Below are 15,448 nucleotides of genomic sequence, written 5' to 3' on the forward strand. Positions count from 1 at the left end.
TCCCGGGGCGGTCCGCTCCCCGATGCCCGGATTTGGCGGAGGTGTTTATGGTCGAATTGCTGCTGATTTTAGCGGCAGCCGCTGCTGCGGCAGCTGCCCTGGCCGGGCTTGGATACCTGCTGGTCTGGTTCCTGCTCCACGGCCGGCGGGATGGTCCTGGCTGGGAAAAGCTGGAGGGCTTTCGGTACGCCCACCGGGGCCTCCACGGCCCCGGCGTGCCGGAGAACTCCCTGGCGGCCTTCCGCCGGGCGGCGGAGGCCGGATACGGCGCCGAACTGGATGTCCATCTGACCCGGGATGGACGCCTGGTGGTGATCCACGACGGGGATTTGGAGCGGATGTGCGGCGTTCCCGGTCGGGTGGCGGAAAAAACCGCGGAGGAGCTTGCCGCTCTCCGGCTGGCAGGCTCAGAGGAACACATCCCTCTTCTGGAGGAGGTGCTCCCCCTGTTTGCCGGACGGGCGCCGCTGGTGGTGGAGCTGAAGACCGACCGGCACGGCGCCGCGGCGCTGGCCCGGGATACGGTGGATTGCCTGGACCGCTTCTCCATAGACTACTGTGTGGAGAGCTTTGACCCCCGGCCGCTGCGGTGGCTGCGCCGCCACCGGCCGTCGGTGCTGCGGGGCCAGCTGTCCCAGGATTTCCACCGCCATCCATCCGGCCAGGGTCCCTGGAACCGCTTGGCGCTGACGAATCTCTTCTACAATGCATTCACCCGGCCGGATTTTGTGGCCTACCGGTTCGGAGACCGGGAAAAGCCGGCAGTGCGGCTGTGCCGCAAATTTGGGATGCGGATGGCCTACTGGACCCTCCGCTCCCGGGCCGATGTGGCCCTTGCCGAGCAAGAGGGCGCCCTGCCGATTTTTGAAGAACCGGACCGACCGAAGGAGGTAACCCATTGAAGTCGACAAAGAAAGAAAAGAAGCAGTATAAAAAGGCATTTCAGGAGGCCATGGCGCGGGAGCTGCGGGAACACAAAAGCTCCTTCATCGTCTTTTCCATCCTGCGGATTCTGGTGCTGGTGGTGCTGGTGCGGCAGATTATGCTGGCCAACTACGAGGGCGCCTTCTTCTGCATTCTCACGCTTCTGCTGCTCTACGTGCCCAGCTGGATCCAGGTGAAGCTGCGGATCGAGCTGCCGCCGCCCCTGGAGATCACCATTTTCTGCTTCATCTTTGCGGCAGAAATTCTGGGTGAGGTCAACGCCTTTTATGTCGTGATCCCCGGATGGGACACCATGCTCCACACCATCAACGGCTTCCTGGCCGCGGCGGTAGGCTTCTCCATGGTGATGCTGCTGAACGACGATGACCGGATCACCTTCCATCTGTCCCCGGCGTTCCTGGCCCTGGTGGCCTTCTGCTTCTCCATGACTATCGGGGTCCTGTGGGAGTTCTTTGAATTCGGCATGGACTTCTTCCTGGGCACGGACATGCAGAAGGACACGGTTATCCACGCCATCCACTCCGTCTCCCTGGATCCCACGCTCTCCAACAAGGTGGTGACGATTCCGGATATCCAGGACGTGGTCATCAACGGAGAGAGCCTGGGACTGGGCGGCTACCTGGATATTGGCATCATCGACACCATGAAGGACCTATTTGTGAATTTCATCGGTGCCGTTGTGTTCTCCCTCTCCGGCTTCTTCTTCGCCCGCAGCAAGGGCCGCCGGAAGAGCGCCGCCCAGGGCTTTGTCCCCAGCAAAAAGACCGCGGAGCAGGACTATCTCCAGCAGGCGCTGGAAGAGGCGGATCAAAAGGACGCGGACGCCCCCACTCCGGATGGCCCCCCGGCGCCGGGAGAACCGGAGGGTGCCTGAGCGCCCCACACAGACAGAAAACCACCGGCTTCGGCCGGTGGTTTTTCGCAGCAGCGGCCGGCATCTGCCGGCCGCTGCTTTTTGATGTGACAGGGTTCAGTCGTCCAGCTCCTGCTCTGCCTTGACAATTGCGCCGGAGGAGGCGTCGATCTCATAGCTGTACTCCGTCCGGCCCACATGGAACTCCACCTCATACAAGGTCCGGCCGTCATCCCGGTCCAACTCCACCTGGATGCGGGAGGCGTCGCTCTCACTGACGCCGGCGTGGGTCAAGGCAGCGGATTTTGCAGCCGCCTCGCCAATGTGGGGGCCGGAGCTGCCGGATGCTGGGACACTGTGGCTCTCCCGCTCGCTTTTCAGCACGGCGCCGGTATAGAGGTCGATCTCATACTGATACTCCGTGGTGCCCGCCAGGAACTCCACCTCGTAGCACTCCGCCCGCCCGTCGTCGTGCTCCACCCAGCAGCGGAGATAGATGGTGTCCGCTTCGCTGACGCCTGCGTGGGTCAGGGCGGCGGCAGTGGCGGCCGCCTCGCCGATGTAGGAGCCGGAGCTGCCGGTTGTTCCGCCGGAGATGCCGCCCTCCCGGGAGAAATTCACCACCTCACCGGTGCGGGCGTTGATGTCGTAATCATACTCTGTGCCGCCGGCATAGAACTCCACCTCGTAGACCATCAGGCCGTCCTCGCTGTCGAACTCGATCTCCAGCTGGGCCACGCTGCTCTCGGCGATGCCCGCATGAGCCAGGGCGGCATTTTTGGCCTCCTCTGCCGTGATATAGGCCTTTGTGCTGGCGGTGCCCGTCTGGGTGACGGCCTGGGTGGTCAGATGCCGGGACTCGGCGATCAAGGCGATCTCATTCACCGACAGGGGTGCCAGGGACGCAAAGGTCAGTGTGCTGTCCTGAGCGATCACCTCCTGGATCAGGGATGCCTTGCCTACGGAGATGCCGTACTGCTGGGCCAGAGCATTCAGATCCGCGCTCTCCGTCACTGTCTGGCTGAGGACAGCCCCCTCCAGGGAACCGCCCTGGAAGACGCTGTTGATGGTATCCGTCAGGTGCTGCTGGAGCTGGGCGGATTTTGCGGCGTCCTGGTTCTCCACGGACACCAGGATGGCGTTCTGGATATCGCTGAGATAACCGTTTTGGAGCATGGAGCCGATGAGGGCGTTCACTGCCACGTCCAGGTCCGTGCCGGTCAGATCCATGTCGCCCAGGATAACCTCTGCGTCCTGGTTGAAGGGGGTGACGGAGAGCACCCGCTCCTTGGAGCTGACGGTCATGGAGAGGCTGGGGTTCACATCCAGCATCACCACGGAGTCCACGGCGTTGGCTCCCCGCCAGCTGCTGATGCCGAAAGCACCACAGCACATGACCACCAGGGCGGCAGCCACTGCCAGGGGCGCCCAGCGGCGCTTCTTTTTCGGAGCCTCAAAAGGGAGGACAGTTCCCGCTTGCGGGCCGCAGGCGGCCAGGATGCGGTCCAGCGGATCAGGAGCGGCGTGCTCCACGGCGGTCCGCAGGCGCTGTTCCAGTTCACGTTCGTCCAAGTCAGTCTGCCTCCTTCCATGCGAGTTGGAGCTTTTTCAAAGCCCGGCTGTATTTGGAGAGAACCGTGGGGAGCGGCAGGCCCAGCAGAGCGGCGATCTCCCGGTGCCGCAGGCCTGTCAGCGCGTGGAGGGTGACGATCTGCCGCTCTTCGTCGCTCAGGGCGGAGAGCACGGCCTCCAGCATCATCCGGTCCTCATGGGTCACGGCGGGATTGTCCGCCAGACGGTCCTGCCAGTCCTCCTGAACCAGGGGTTCCGTCCGCCCGTGCTCCCGCAGGCGGCTGATGGCCAGATTCCGGGTGATGGTCAGCACCCAGGCCATAGGCTTGCCCTGCCTGCGGTATCCGCCGGCAGCGTTCCACACCTGCAAACAGGCGTCGTGGAGAATATCCTCTGCGTCGTGGGCGTTTTTGACGATTGACAGGGCAAAGCCGTAGACGGCAGGACGGGTGCGGCTGTACAAATCCGCCAGAGCGTCCTTGTCTCCCCCGGCGATGCGGGCGATACAGTCCTCCAGGGCGGCATCCGCGTCTGGGTCCGGCTCTGCCACGGTCATGCAGAATATCATGGGGCTTCCTCCTGTTCACACAGACAACGCGCCGGCGGCGCGTTTGATTGCACTGCGGCCGAAGCATCACCGGCCGCGCCCCCATGATAGCACATCCTGCAGAGGTTTCCAACCCCGGGCCGAAATTTTCCGGAAGGGCAGCTGCTCCGCCGGATCAGGGCAGCATCCGGTCCGCCGCCGTGATGGGGCGGATGGGGCGGCAGGGGACGCCCGCAGCCAGGACTCCGGCAGGGATGTCCTTCGTCACCACGCTGCCGGAGGCGATGACCGCCCCGTCTCCGATGGAGACGCCGGGCATCACGCGGACGCCGCCGCCGATCCAGACGCCGCTGCCCACACGGATGGGATAGGCGTACTCCAGCCCCTGGGCCCGCTTTGCCGCGTCCAAGGGGTGGCCGGAGGTGTAGAATCCACACTGGGGGCCGACCAGCACGTTGTCTCCAAAGGTCACGCCGCCGGCGTCCAGAATGACGCCGCCGTGGTTCATGTAGAAGTTCCGGCCCACACTGATATTCCAGCCGTAGTCGCACCAGAAGGGCGGCTCAATCCGCAGTCCTTCCCCAGCGGCGCCCAGCAGCCGGCGCAGCAGCATCTGGGCGGATTCGATGCCCTCCGCCTGATAGGCCCGCTGATTGAACTGCTGGCACTGAGCCTTGCAGGCAGCCAGCTCCGCCAGCAGGGTCTCATCACGGGCGGGTGCGTACAGCATTCCCCGCAGCATCTTCTCCTTTTCCGTCATAGGGTGATTCCTCCTGTACAGGCGGCCCCAGGGCCGCAATTCACTCTGCCATTATACAGAAGGCGCCCTCCGGGTGCAAGAGCCGCCGTCGGTTCAGCCCCGGGGATACTGGCTGCTGACGCTCTCCAGCTCTGTGACGGAGCCGAAGCCGCTGATTTCGATGTCGTACCACGTGTCCCCGTTGATGATTTCGTAGCTGTACTCATTCCAAAGGCCCTCACTGCTGACCTCCTGTGAGACGATCTCCCCGCCGCCGACGGTATCCAGCGCGATCTGTTGAGCCTCCGCACTGTCCACCCGCAGCGCCAGCACAGCGGCCACGGCCGCGACGGCCAGTACCGCAACTGCACCCACGATCATGGCGACGATCTTCTTCACAGACATGTTTTTCATAAAAAGCTCCTCCTGCTTGTTGTTTCGGATTCATGGTTCCTGTTTGTGTCTTCTGTCCTGATAACGCGCAGACAACGGCTTTTATTGCATGGCGGGCGAAATTTTTTCTTGACAGGATCGCCTAAAGCCGCCACTGTGAGAGGCAGAAAGGAGGTGAATTTGATGAAATATAAAAAATTTGGAAATATCAGCCCTATCGAACCAGTCGGCGGGAGCAAGACTATCAACAGGTTCAGGAATTTCTGAAAAGCGGCGATCCCGAACTTTGGAAGGCGCTTTATGAGAGTGCCTATGAAATTGTATACCAGTGCGCGTACGGGATGGATTTTTGCCGCGTGCTGGGACCTGATGATTACTGTGAGATTGCCGATGAGGCGTTTGCCCTCTGTTATGAACAGCTGGACCGATATCAGGGGCTCAGCCAGTTCTCCGGCTGGGTAGGCGGGTACAGCAAAAACATTACCCGCACCCGCTGTCGGCAGGTGTTGACCGGCCTACGGTATCGCCGGCAGCTCTATGAAGTCTCCACCGGACGGATGCGGGATTGGGATCCCCTGTGGATCCTGATTCGTCTAGAGCGGTACTATTGTCTCTGGAAAGCCATCTCCGACATCTCTGAAACAAGCCAGCGGATTCTGGAGGCTCGGATTTTGGAAAAGCTGTCGCTGCGGGCCATTGCGCAGGAATTAAATCTGACACAGCGTGAGGTAAAAACGCGATATGAAGCCGCGTGCAATGTGGTCCGGACGCGCTTCCTGCGCTATTGCACGGAGAAAGTAGAGTTTTAAAGTGCAGGAATCCCAACTATTCATGCCGAAAGGAGTGCACCAAATATGCACAACGATAAAAAAGCGTATCAAGTTGATCGGACGCCGACAGAATTGCTCAGCGATCTGCTCGTCCAGTTAAAATTTTTAAGGCAGGAATGCCTCCATTACGATGCAGGAGACTGGTCTTACGGTGCGCAGATTGCGACCAAGCTCCGGCTTCTGCTTCACCAGACAAAATATTCTGATTCCCTGCTGGCCCAAATTACAAAGCGTTTTGCATTCAGCTGTCCGGATTTTCTCAGTCTGAGCACCGTGCGGGGCGAGCTGCCCAATAAAGGGAGGACCGATTTTGTCCGCTCCCCGCTCATTCAGTACCAGATGATTCACCAGCCAGAAGTCCCTCCGGTTCTGACGGTGCAGCCCCTGTCCCTGGAACCCGGAAAGCGATATGCCAAACGGGCATTCAAGACCTGGTGGGATGGGATTGACATTCTCCTGATTGACCGGCAGCACTTTTTGAGCCGTAAGGGCGTAGTGTGTCTGCTGGCAAACCAGGAGGGCGGCGCCCATGTCCAGCCCGGCATGGACGAAAAGGCGGCTATGTTACGCCGGGGAGCGGCAAATTCCCTGCAGATTGCCGCCCCGCTGCCGGACGGGCAGACGCGGATATATACCGCCGAAATCGACCAGGTACTGGCAGCCGTTGTGCGCACCATTGCGGCGGAGACACTGTATACATTTGAGCATGCAATCCTGCCCCGCTGCCAAATCGCCCTTTCTGCAGATGAAAAAGACTGAAGCGGGTCCGGGAGCCGCGCCCCGGCGGCGTTGACTTTTCCGCTGCTTTCCGGTATGCTTTTGCTATCCTGATACAAAGGGGGCGCCGCGTATGTCGGACCTCACTTCCCTGTTCACAGACACGCTGGCCAAGTTCTCCTTCCGGGCGGTCCTCTCCGCCGCTGCCACGCTGCTGATCTGCCTGGTGGCCGTCCACCTGCTGGGCAAGCTGCTGCGGCGGCTGCTGGCTAGGACGAAGCTGGACGAGCGCATCCAGAAATACCTGCTGGCCGGGGTGAAGCTGATCCTCTATATCGTCACGGTGCTGATCGTGGCGGAGAGCCTGAATATTCCCATGACCTCCCTGGTGGCGCTGCTGTCCGTGGGGTCCCTGGGCGTCACCCTGGCGGCGGAGGACATCCTGGGCAATGTGGCCGGCGGGCTGGTGATCCTCTCCGCCCACCCCTTCTCCATCGGGGACTATGTAGAGGTCGGCGGCGTGGCCGGCACGGTCCATGAGATCAGTCTGAACCACACCAAGCTGGTGACCCCGGATGGGCATTTGGTGATGCTCCCCAACAAGGAGCTGGCCTCCTCCCAGATGACCAACTACACCGTATTGGGGCGGCGGCGGGTGGTGCAGCGGGTGACCGCCTCCTACGACGCCCCCACGGAGACGGTGAAGGCCGCCTGCCGGCGCGCTCTGGAGCAGACGGAAAACCTGCTGGAGGACCCGGCTCCCACCGTCTACCTCACCGCATACAAGGAGAGCTCTATCGAGTACACAGTCTACTGCTGGGCTACGCCGGAGAACTGGTGGGGCGCGTATCTGGCTCTGGGGGAGCACCTGCGGGACGCCTTCCGGGAGTACGGCGTGGAGATGACCTACAACCACCTGAATGTCCACATCATAGAAAACCAAAGCTGACCGCGGGAGGCGCTCCAGGCGCCTCTGTATACAGCGACGCCCGGTCCGGGAAATCCCGGACCGGGCGCCGTCTTTTGGGGTAAATGCCGCGGAATGCCCTGCATGGGACACGGATGTGGTGGGTCTCCCCGCTCATGCGGTTGACTTCCGCCCGCAGCGTCATCTTATCCCGCTGCGAACGAGATGGCCGGCGCTCAATACCTGCCCGCCCAGTCCGCCAGCAGCAACACCGGCAGCGCCCACAGCAGCAGGAACACCAGCAGGGCCAGAGGCGTCAGCAGATTATAGGCGCCTTGGAACACCATATAAAAGGACAGCAGCGTCCCGGCCACGCTGCCCAGCACGGACAGCGCCGTGGCCCGGCGCACAGCCTTGCACAGGCGGCGGCTGCCTACCACCGCTTCCGCATAGGGCAGCAGTCCTTCCCGAAACAGCAGGGCCCGGGGCATCCCCCGGTCCAGCTCCGCCTCACTGAAAGCCACCCGGTCCGTCAGACTGGGGAACTCCACCTTCACGCCCTTGTGAAACTTCCGCTTCAGCAGGGCCGGGGTAATGTTGGGATCCCGGGACGCCAGGATCGGCGTGATGCGGCTGCGGCGCATCATCCGCAGGGCGAAATCCACGTTCTCCGAGGGCTGGTACTTCACGGCAAACACTGCCGCCAGCTGCCGGTCCATGGCCAGGAAGATGCCGGTCCGCAGGTTGATGCCGCCGGGCAGGCGCACCTCCATCTTCCGCATGAAGGAGGCCGTGCCCAGCAATACCGACTCCCCCCGGATGGTGGCGGAGTAGCCGCCCTCCTCATAAAAGCTGAAATCGTCCACTTTCTCATAATGGCCGCCCTCGCTGCGGAGCAGGCCGTCAAACAACCGCTGAAGGCCGCAGTCCGCCGCCCGGGCCATAGAGGCGGCATAGGAGGAAACCCGGGACAGGTCCTCCCCGAACACCTTTACGCCGTTGAGCTGGATCGTACCCGGCGGGAACAGGTCTCCGTCCGTCAGGATCATGGCCCGCCTGCGGCTGATCTTCTCCGCACCGCACCAGCCCGCCACGGCGCACCCCGCCTTGTGAAAGTGCCGGGCCAGCCGGGAGAATGGCATCCCCCAGCACAGAGGCAGGGCAAAGGTGGTGCCTGCCCCCAGGATGGCAGACCAGTTCAGCAAAAAGTCGTCCCCCCGTTCCTGGCCCAGGGAGCTGAGCCCGGCAAACACGATGGAGGCCATCAGCACCACCGGCATCAGCGCGTTCTGCCACACGGCGGCGGTATTCTCCCGCAGGGCGGTGGTGTAGAAGCCGGGGACGGAACCCGCCTGCTTGCAGGCCCCCTTCTCCGTCTCCGTCACCAGATAAGGCGGCTCGTCATCCGTGGCGGCCATGCGGAAGGTGTCCCACAGTCCCCGGCTCTCCCGGGCTCCGCCCCACATGGCAAACACCAGGGCGAGGCACCCCACCGGGGCATAGCAGGGGACGGCGCTCCGCTCCGGCAGCACCAGCCGGGCCACACAGTCCGCCGCCATCACCACGGCGGAGACCACCGCCAGCAGCTCGCTGGTGCATCGCTTCTGCAGCAGCGAGCCGAACGCCTTGGCGAATACCTGCCGGGCCAGGACGGCCACCGCCGCAAGGCACGCCAGCAGCACACCGCTCTGGACGGCTGCGTCGCCGGTCCAGTAGCGGATCTCATAGCCGTAGGCCTCGATCCCCATAGGGATCACCGGCAGCAGCGAGATCAGTACCGCTGCCAGGATAGGGTGCTTGCGCCGCTTGGCCTCCGCCCGGTAGTCCGCCGCCGCCTCAGCCAGCTCCGGCTCCGGACCGATGGTGTCGATCTCCGGGATCTCCTCCGGCGCCTCCTCCGGTTCCGGCGGGGCGTAGAGCTCCTCCGTCTCCATCAGGCGCTTCCGGGAGAACAGGCCCCGCCGGGGCCGCAGCAGGGGCTCCTGAGCCTCCTCTTCCATCACCGCGTCCACGGTGCTGCCCACCACATCCTCCAGCGTGATGGGGTGGGGAGAGGGCGGCAGATCCTGCCGCAGCTCCTCCAGCAGGTCCTCCGGCTGGGCGGGCGGCTTTTGGGGCGGAGCTGTTTTTTCCGTCACCTGGGGGGCGGGACGCGGCCGCGCCTCCGTTTGCAGAGGCGGCTTCTTCGCGCCGCCCTCCGCCGGAGGGGCGGCCGGCTCCGTCTCCCGGCGGGCCTCCTGCTCCACGGCCTCCATAAGCCGCTGCTCCCGGCCTGCGCCGTATTCCGCCAGGATCTCCTCCAGGGAGAAGTCCTCCTCCAACGCCGGGACATCCGTGCCCCCGGTCAGACCGCTATCAAACTCTCTCTCGTCTTTGGAAGCCATGCTGCCCCTTTCCTCTCCGCTGTGTCCCCGGCCCTTCAGGCCATCCGCTGGCGCACCGCCTCATACAGCAGGATCGCCGCGGCGGCAGAGGCATTCAGGGAATTCAGCTTCCCCCGCATGGGGATACTCACCAAAAAGTCGCAGTTCTCGGCGGCCAGACGGGTCATGCCGTCCCCCTCGCTGCCGATGACGATGGCGGCGGGTCCCTTCAGATCCGCGTCGTACAGGGCCGTGGTGCCGTCCGCCGCCGTGCCGAAGACCCACACCCCCTGTTTTTTCAGATCCTTCAGCAGAGCGGGGATGTTGGGCACCCGGGCCACCGGCACGTGGGCCACCGCTCCGGCGGAGGTCTTGGCCACCACGGCGGTGAGGCCCGCGCTGCGGCGCTTGGGGATCACCACGCCGTGAGCCCCGGCGCACTCAGCGGTCCGGATGATGGCCCCCAGGTTGTGGGGGTCGGAGATCTCGTCGCACACCACCAGCAGGGGGGCCTCGCCCTTGTCCCGAGCGGCCTGAAGGATGCTCTCCACACTGACGTACTCCCGGACCGCTGCCAGGGCGATGACGCCCTGGTGGGCATGGGTGCGGCTCATGGCGTCCAGCTTCCGCCGGTCCGCCTCCACCACCACCACGCCCGCCGCCCGGGCTTTGGAGGCAATATGTCCCAGGGTCTTGTCCGTCTCTCCCTTCTGGAGGTAAATTTTGTCAATCGTCTCCCCTGCCCGCAGGGCCTCAATGACGGCGTTGCGCCCCTCGATGATGCCGTCGGCCTCGGCAGTCAGGTCCTGCTTTCTCCGTTCTTCCATAACTTCTCCCTCAATTTGAGTATTTTCGCATTCAAGAGGTAGTATAGCATAGGGGCGGGAGTCTGGAAAGTGGAATTCACAGAAAATTTATAGAAAACCGGTTCCTTGTCCTTGTAGGCCTGCGGCTTCTGTGATATACTTTATAAATCATTTTAAGGCTTCGGCACTGTCTGAAAACAGGGCTGGACGCCCCGGGCAGCGGACCGCACCCCCGTCTCCGGCACAGGCGGGACCGGGGCGGTCCCGTTTATCCTCCGGGTATTGACAGGTTTTCCCCTGAAAGGAGTTCCATACATGAACCCAAACGACAATAAGAACAACAAAAACAACAAGCCCGGCGGCAACTGGCGGGGCGTGGCCTCTCTGGTGGGCTGGGCCCTTCTGCTGACGATCATCTTCAGCTATGCCAGCAGCGTCATCGGCAGCACTGGCCGCCAGGCCTCCTCCATCAACGTGGAATACGGAGAGTTCCAGGAGATGGTGGAGAGCGGCCAGGTGGCCCGGGTGGAATTCGACAACGCGGAGGATATCCTCCTGATAACCCCTGAGGAGGGGTATTCCTACACCGCTGAGGACGGCACCGTCTACACCAAAACGGAGGACGGCTACACTTATATGGACGCCGCCGGGCAGGAGCAGACTGCCCACCTGGAGCTCTTCACTGTCCGGATCCAGTCCAATGACGCCGTCATTGATTTCCTGAACGAGTATGGGGTGGAGGGCGTCGACAAGGAGTATCAGGCCCCGGTGAACCCGGTGCTGGCCATGCTGGTGAGCTACGTGTTGCCCTTTGTGCTGATCTTCCTGATGTTCTCCCTGGTCATGCGCTGGATGGCGAAAAAGGGCGGCATGGGAGGAATGGGCGGCATCGGCGGCGTGGGCAAGGCCAACGCCAAGGTGTATATGGAGAAGTCCACCGGCGTCACCTTCAAGGATGTGGCCGGCCAGGACGAGGCCAAGGAGTCCCTGACAGAGATCATCGACTTCCTGCACAACCCCCAGAAGTACACGGAGATCGGCGCGAAGCTCCCCAAGGGCGCGCTGCTGGTCGGCCCTCCGGGCACTGGCAAGACGCTGCTGGCCAAGGCTGTGGCCGGCGAAGCCAACGTCCCGTTTTTCTCCATCTCCGGCTCCGACTTCGTGGAGATGTTCGTGGGCGTGGGCGCCAGCCGCGTCCGGGACCTCTTTAAGGAGGCGGCCAAGGTGGCCCCCTGCATCGTGTTCATCGACGAGATCGACACCATCGGCAAATCCCGGGACAACCGCATGGGCGGCAACGACGAGCGGGAGCAGACATTGAACCAGCTGCTGGCGGAGATGGACGGCTTTGACCCCACCAAGGGCATCATTCTGCTGGCCGCCACCAACCGGCCTGAGGTGCTGGACCAGGCGCTGCTGCGGCCCGGCCGGTTTGACCGGCGCATCACCATCGACCGGCCCAACCTGGCGGGACGCATTGCCACGCTGCAGGTCCACACCCGCAACATCAAGCTGGCAGAGGACGTGAATCTGAAAAAGGTGGCCCTGGCCACTGCGGGCTGCGTGGGCGCGGACCTTGCCAATCTGGTGAACGAAGCGGCCCTGCGGGCCGTGCGGAAGGGCCGCAAGCTGGTGACCCAGGAGGATCTTCTGGCCGCCTTCGAGCTGGTCATTGCCGGCACGGAGAAGAAGGGCAGCGTCCTCACCGAGTTTGAGAAAAAGTTGGTGGCCTACCACGAGGTCGGTCACGCCATGGTGGCCTACAAGCAGAAAAACACCGAGCCGGTGCAGAAGATCACCATCGTCCCCCACACCCAGGGCTCTCTGGGCTACACCCTGCTGATGCCAGAGGAGGACAAGACCGAGCTGCGCACCCGCGACGAGCTGATGGCCAAGATCATGGTCTCCATGGGCGGCCGGGCGGCCGAGGAAGTGGTGATGAACACCATGACCAACGGCGCCAGCCAGGATATTCAGGACGCCACCAACGTGGCCCGGAACATGGTGGCCATGTTCGGCATGAGCGACGAGTTCGGCATGATGGCGCTGGCCTCCCGCCGGAACCAATACCTGGACGGCGGCTACGGCATGGACTGCGCCCAGGATACCGCCGCCCGGATGGACCAGGCGGTGAAGGACATCCTGGACCAGTGCTACCAGCAGGCCGTGGAGGTCATCAAAGCCAGCCGGGAGGACATGGACAAGGTCGTGGCCTACCTGCTGGAGAAGGAGACCATCACCGGCGCAGAGATGGTGGCTATCATCGAGGGCCGGGACCCGGAACTGGTGGAGAACCCCTACGCCTCCACCCGCGCAGAGGACAAGGCGTTCCGCCCCTCCTCTCCCGAGACCATTGAGGCCCCTGCCAAGAAGGTGCACATGATCTCCCAGAAGATCGAATCCCCCGAGGAGCCCGCCCAGGAGGGACAGCCGGAGAACCCGGTGTCCGATCCCTCCCCTTCCGGCGGAGACGCCCCCCAGGAGAGCGGTTCCACTCCGGCTGAGCCGCCCAAGGACACCCCGTGATCCCCGATCATCCCCGCGAGGCGCGCTGACCCCAGCGCGCCTCGCTTTTCCCATCGCCACTACATCAAAAAGGAGAATCGCCATGATCCGACTCGCCACCCCCGCGGACCTGTCTCAGGCCGCAGATATCTATGAGGAGATCCTGGACCGAGAGGCACAGGGCCCCGTCTATACCAACTGGCAGCGGGGCAAATACCCCACCATCGACACCGCCCGCCAGGCCCTGGAGGCCGGCACCTTCTACGTGGGCGAGGAGAACGGCGTCCTCTGGGGCGTGGTGAACCTGAACAGCGTCCAGCTGCCGGAGTACGGCGCCATCCCCTGGACCATCCCCGCCGCTGCGGAGGAGGTAGGGGTGATCCATACCCTGTGCATCCGTCCCTCCTGCTCCGGCCGGGGATATGCCCGACAGATGGTGGCCTTCTGTGAGGCGGAGGCTCGCCGCCAGGGCCGTACCGTCATCCGGCTGGACACCTGGGAGGGGAACCTGCCCGCCAACCGCCTGTACCCCTCCCTGGGCTACCGCTACGCCGGAACGGCGGAGTTCTTCTTCATGGGCTTTGTGCGGGAGAATCTCAACTGCTACGAAAAGGCCCTCTGAATCCATTGAGACGCAAGGGCTTTTCTCCTCTGCTAACCGTGGGTTGACAGATTTCCACTCCCCAGTTGGTGGCCTGAGGGCAGGCTGTCTGCTAGTCTGACGGCGAAAGGAGGCGAGGGATGTGACCATTGGGCAGCGCATCGCGCAGAAGCGGAAGGAGCTGGGGCTGTCCCAGGAGGCTCTGGGGAGCAAGCTGGGCGTCTCCCGCCAGTCCATCTACAAATGGGAGGCAGACTCCGCCCTGCCGGAGGTCGACAAGCTGATCGCCCTCAGCCGCCTGTTCGGCGTCTCTGTGGGATGGCTGCTGGGCGTGGAGGAACCGCCGGAGGCGGATGCCGCTCCTGCTGAAACAGGCGGCGGGCTGACAGAGGCCCAGCTGAAGATGGTGGAGGAGATCGCAGGCCGCTACATTGCCGCCCAGCCGTCGCCCCGGAAGCGCCGCCGCTGGCCTTGGGTGTTGGCGGCAGCGGCGCTGTGCCTGGTGCTGTTCCACCTCTTCGACCGTCTGGACCGAATGAACGGCCAGTATGTAAATCTGCAGAACAGCCTCTACCGGGTGGAGTCCAGTGTGTACGGCCAGATCGGCTCCCTCTCCAACCGGGTGGAGGAGATCTTGAAGGCCCAGAACAGCCTGGTGGCGGACTGCGGTGTGGAGCTGGAAGCCGTGGACCTTGCCGCCAACACCGTCACCTTCTCCGCCTATGCTGTCCCCAAGACCTATGTGGAGGGAATGGCTGTGGAGTTCCTGGCGGAAAACGGCGAGACTGCCAGCGACCGGCTGGGCAGTGTGGGAGAAGAGGGCCCCAACCAACGGTTCTCCGCCACACTCTCCGTCCCCTTGACGGACCATATCACCCTCTCGGCGCTGCTGGTCCCGCCGGACGGCACCCGCCAGACCCAGCTGCTGGACCAGTTTGAGGGGCTGTACAGCGACTCTCTGCCGCAAGTGGAGGTCAACAGCGATCTCATGTGGATGGATCTGGAGGACAGCACGCTGGTCCTGAATGCGTCCAGCCACGAGCGCTATGTTTATATCCGTGAGGTGACACCGGCTGATGCGTCTCTCACCGCGGCCGTGGCAAATATCCGGGTGGGCCTGTTCAAAAATCAGAAACTGGCAGCCTGGGCAGAGCCCTGTGAAAAGCCTGACAGCTTCCACGGCTTTGAAGAATTTGATTTTTACCAGCTGCCGGAGCTGCGCCTCTCCCTCACGCCTGCGGATACGGTACAGGTGGCTGCCGTGGTGACGGATATCTATGGACGGGTCACGGTCTCCCAGGATGTGCCCTACATTCTCGATGAGAGCGGAGATGCGCTGACTTGGCCAGACAGCAGTGAGACAGATCCCGATCCCGCCCACTGGCAGTACGGCGGATGACCGCCGCGCAAATTGTTTCCGGATTTTGAACATTTTGTGAATGAAATCATCCGTTTTTGACCAGTCTGTAAACAAAGTATGAAGCTTTCCCCCAGGCTGTTGACTTTCCCGGCTGGGGGCAGTATGATGAGCACAACAAGCAGGAAGCTTGTGACACACATCATTTTCCCTCTCCTTTCTCTATATCATACAGACGCCGGGGGGGGGCGGTAGGGGCGCCCCCGCCCCCGTTTTTTTGGGGTCCGGGCCCCGTTTTTGGTTTTTATTTTTT

14 protein-coding genes are annotated in these 15,448 nt (G+C 63.0%); 8 read left to right on the plus strand and 6 right to left on the minus strand.

Translation table 11 applies throughout. From position 1 onward, the window contains the following. Positions 1 to 47 precede the first annotated feature (47 nt). Together QVE23_RS00005 and QVE23_RS00010 are read left to right on the plus strand one after the other, a co-directional pair. Positions 48 to 902 carry a glycerophosphodiester phosphodiesterase family protein gene (locus tag QVE23_RS00005; protein WP_021752041.1) on the plus strand — a complete coding sequence of 285 codons (855 nt, stop codon included), beginning with the start codon at positions 48 to 50 and terminating at the stop codon, positions 900 to 902. Then, positions 899 to 1,819, plus strand: coding sequence for a DUF2238 domain-containing protein (locus QVE23_RS00010; protein WP_021750559.1), 921 nt, complete (start codon positions 899 to 901; stop codon positions 1,817 to 1,819). The genes QVE23_RS00005 and QVE23_RS00010 overlap by 4 nt, the downstream gene beginning before the upstream one ends. 96 nt (positions 1,820 to 1,915) lie before the next feature. Here QVE23_RS00010 and QVE23_RS00015 read toward each other — a convergent pair whose 3' ends face one another. From QVE23_RS00015 to QVE23_RS00030, 4 genes are all read right to left on the minus strand, one after another. Continuing rightward, entirely contained in the window at positions 1,916 to 3,370 is a 1,455-nt protein-coding gene (locus QVE23_RS00015; RefSeq protein WP_025545478.1) for a PepSY domain-containing protein, read from the minus strand. 1 nt (position 3,371) lies between these two features. Next, on the minus strand, positions 3,372 to 3,938 hold the full coding sequence (locus tag QVE23_RS00020; RefSeq protein WP_025545476.1) for an RNA polymerase sigma factor: 567 nt from the start codon (positions 3,936 to 3,938) through the stop codon (positions 3,372 to 3,374). Positions 3,939 to 4,092: 154 nt separating this feature from the next. Next, the gene (locus tag QVE23_RS00025) at positions 4,093 to 4,677 is read right to left on the minus strand and encodes a sugar O-acetyltransferase (protein WP_136891255.1); all 585 of its coding nucleotides are present in this window, start codon (positions 4,675 to 4,677) and stop codon (positions 4,093 to 4,095) included. A gap of 93 nt (positions 4,678 to 4,770) precedes the next feature. Next, on the minus strand, positions 4,771 to 5,070 hold the full coding sequence (locus tag QVE23_RS00030; RefSeq protein ID WP_276895045.1) for a hypothetical protein: 300 nt from the start codon (positions 5,068 to 5,070) through the stop codon (positions 4,771 to 4,773). A gap of 335 nt (positions 5,071 to 5,405) precedes the next feature. Here QVE23_RS00030 and QVE23_RS00035 point away from each other — a divergent pair, with 335 nt between their 5' ends. From QVE23_RS00035 to QVE23_RS00045, 3 genes are all read left to right on the plus strand, one after another. Next, positions 5,406 to 5,858, plus strand: a complete 453-nt coding sequence (locus tag QVE23_RS00035) for an RNA polymerase sigma factor (RefSeq protein ID WP_198016065.1) — start codon at positions 5,406 to 5,408, stop codon at positions 5,856 to 5,858. A gap of 45 nt (positions 5,859 to 5,903) precedes the next feature. Next, the gene (locus QVE23_RS00040) at positions 5,904 to 6,638 is read left to right on the plus strand and encodes a hypothetical protein (RefSeq protein WP_287967390.1); all 735 of its coding nucleotides are present in this window, start codon (positions 5,904 to 5,906) and stop codon (positions 6,636 to 6,638) included. Between the two features lie 91 nt (positions 6,639 to 6,729). Then, positions 6,730 to 7,545, plus strand: a complete 816-nt coding sequence (locus QVE23_RS00045; protein WP_287966652.1) for a mechanosensitive ion channel family protein — start codon at positions 6,730 to 6,732, stop codon at positions 7,543 to 7,545. A gap of 194 nt (positions 7,546 to 7,739) precedes the next feature. Here QVE23_RS00045 and QVE23_RS00050 read toward each other — a convergent pair whose 3' ends face one another. Further along, a complete protein-coding gene (locus QVE23_RS00050; RefSeq protein WP_021749200.1) occupies positions 7,740 to 9,887 on the minus strand; it encodes a hypothetical protein in 2,148 nt (715 codons plus the stop codon). 35 nt (positions 9,888 to 9,922) lie between these two features. Continuing rightward, a complete protein-coding gene (rlmB, locus tag QVE23_RS00055; protein ID WP_021749201.1) occupies positions 9,923 to 10,693 on the minus strand; it encodes a 23S rRNA (guanosine(2251)-2'-O)-methyltransferase RlmB in 771 nt (256 codons plus the stop codon). A 294-nt stretch (positions 10,694 to 10,987) separates the two neighbouring features. On the opposite strand from rlmB, the gene ftsH reads away from it, so the two are divergent. The 3 genes from ftsH to QVE23_RS00070 all read left to right on the plus strand — a co-directional run bounded on the left by ftsH (position 10,988) and on the right by QVE23_RS00070 (position 15,177). Then, entirely contained in the window at positions 10,988 to 13,198 is a 2,211-nt protein-coding gene (ftsH, locus tag QVE23_RS00060; protein WP_287967392.1) for an ATP-dependent zinc metalloprotease FtsH, read from the plus strand. 82 nt (positions 13,199 to 13,280) lie between these two features. Beyond that, positions 13,281 to 13,799, plus strand: coding sequence for a GNAT family N-acetyltransferase (locus tag QVE23_RS00065; RefSeq protein WP_021749203.1), 519 nt, complete (start codon positions 13,281 to 13,283; stop codon positions 13,797 to 13,799). 121 nt (positions 13,800 to 13,920) lie between these two features. Beyond that, on the plus strand, positions 13,921 to 15,177 hold the full coding sequence (locus tag QVE23_RS00070) for a helix-turn-helix domain-containing protein (protein WP_273481819.1): 1,257 nt from the start codon (positions 13,921 to 13,923) through the stop codon (positions 15,175 to 15,177). Positions 15,178 to 15,448: the final 271 nt, after the last annotated feature.

It is taken from the genome of Oscillibacter sp. KLE 1728, from assembly GCF_934833455.1.
GTDB classification, from domain to species: domain Bacteria; phylum Bacillota; class Clostridia; order Oscillospirales; family Oscillospiraceae; genus Oscillibacter; species Oscillibacter welbionis.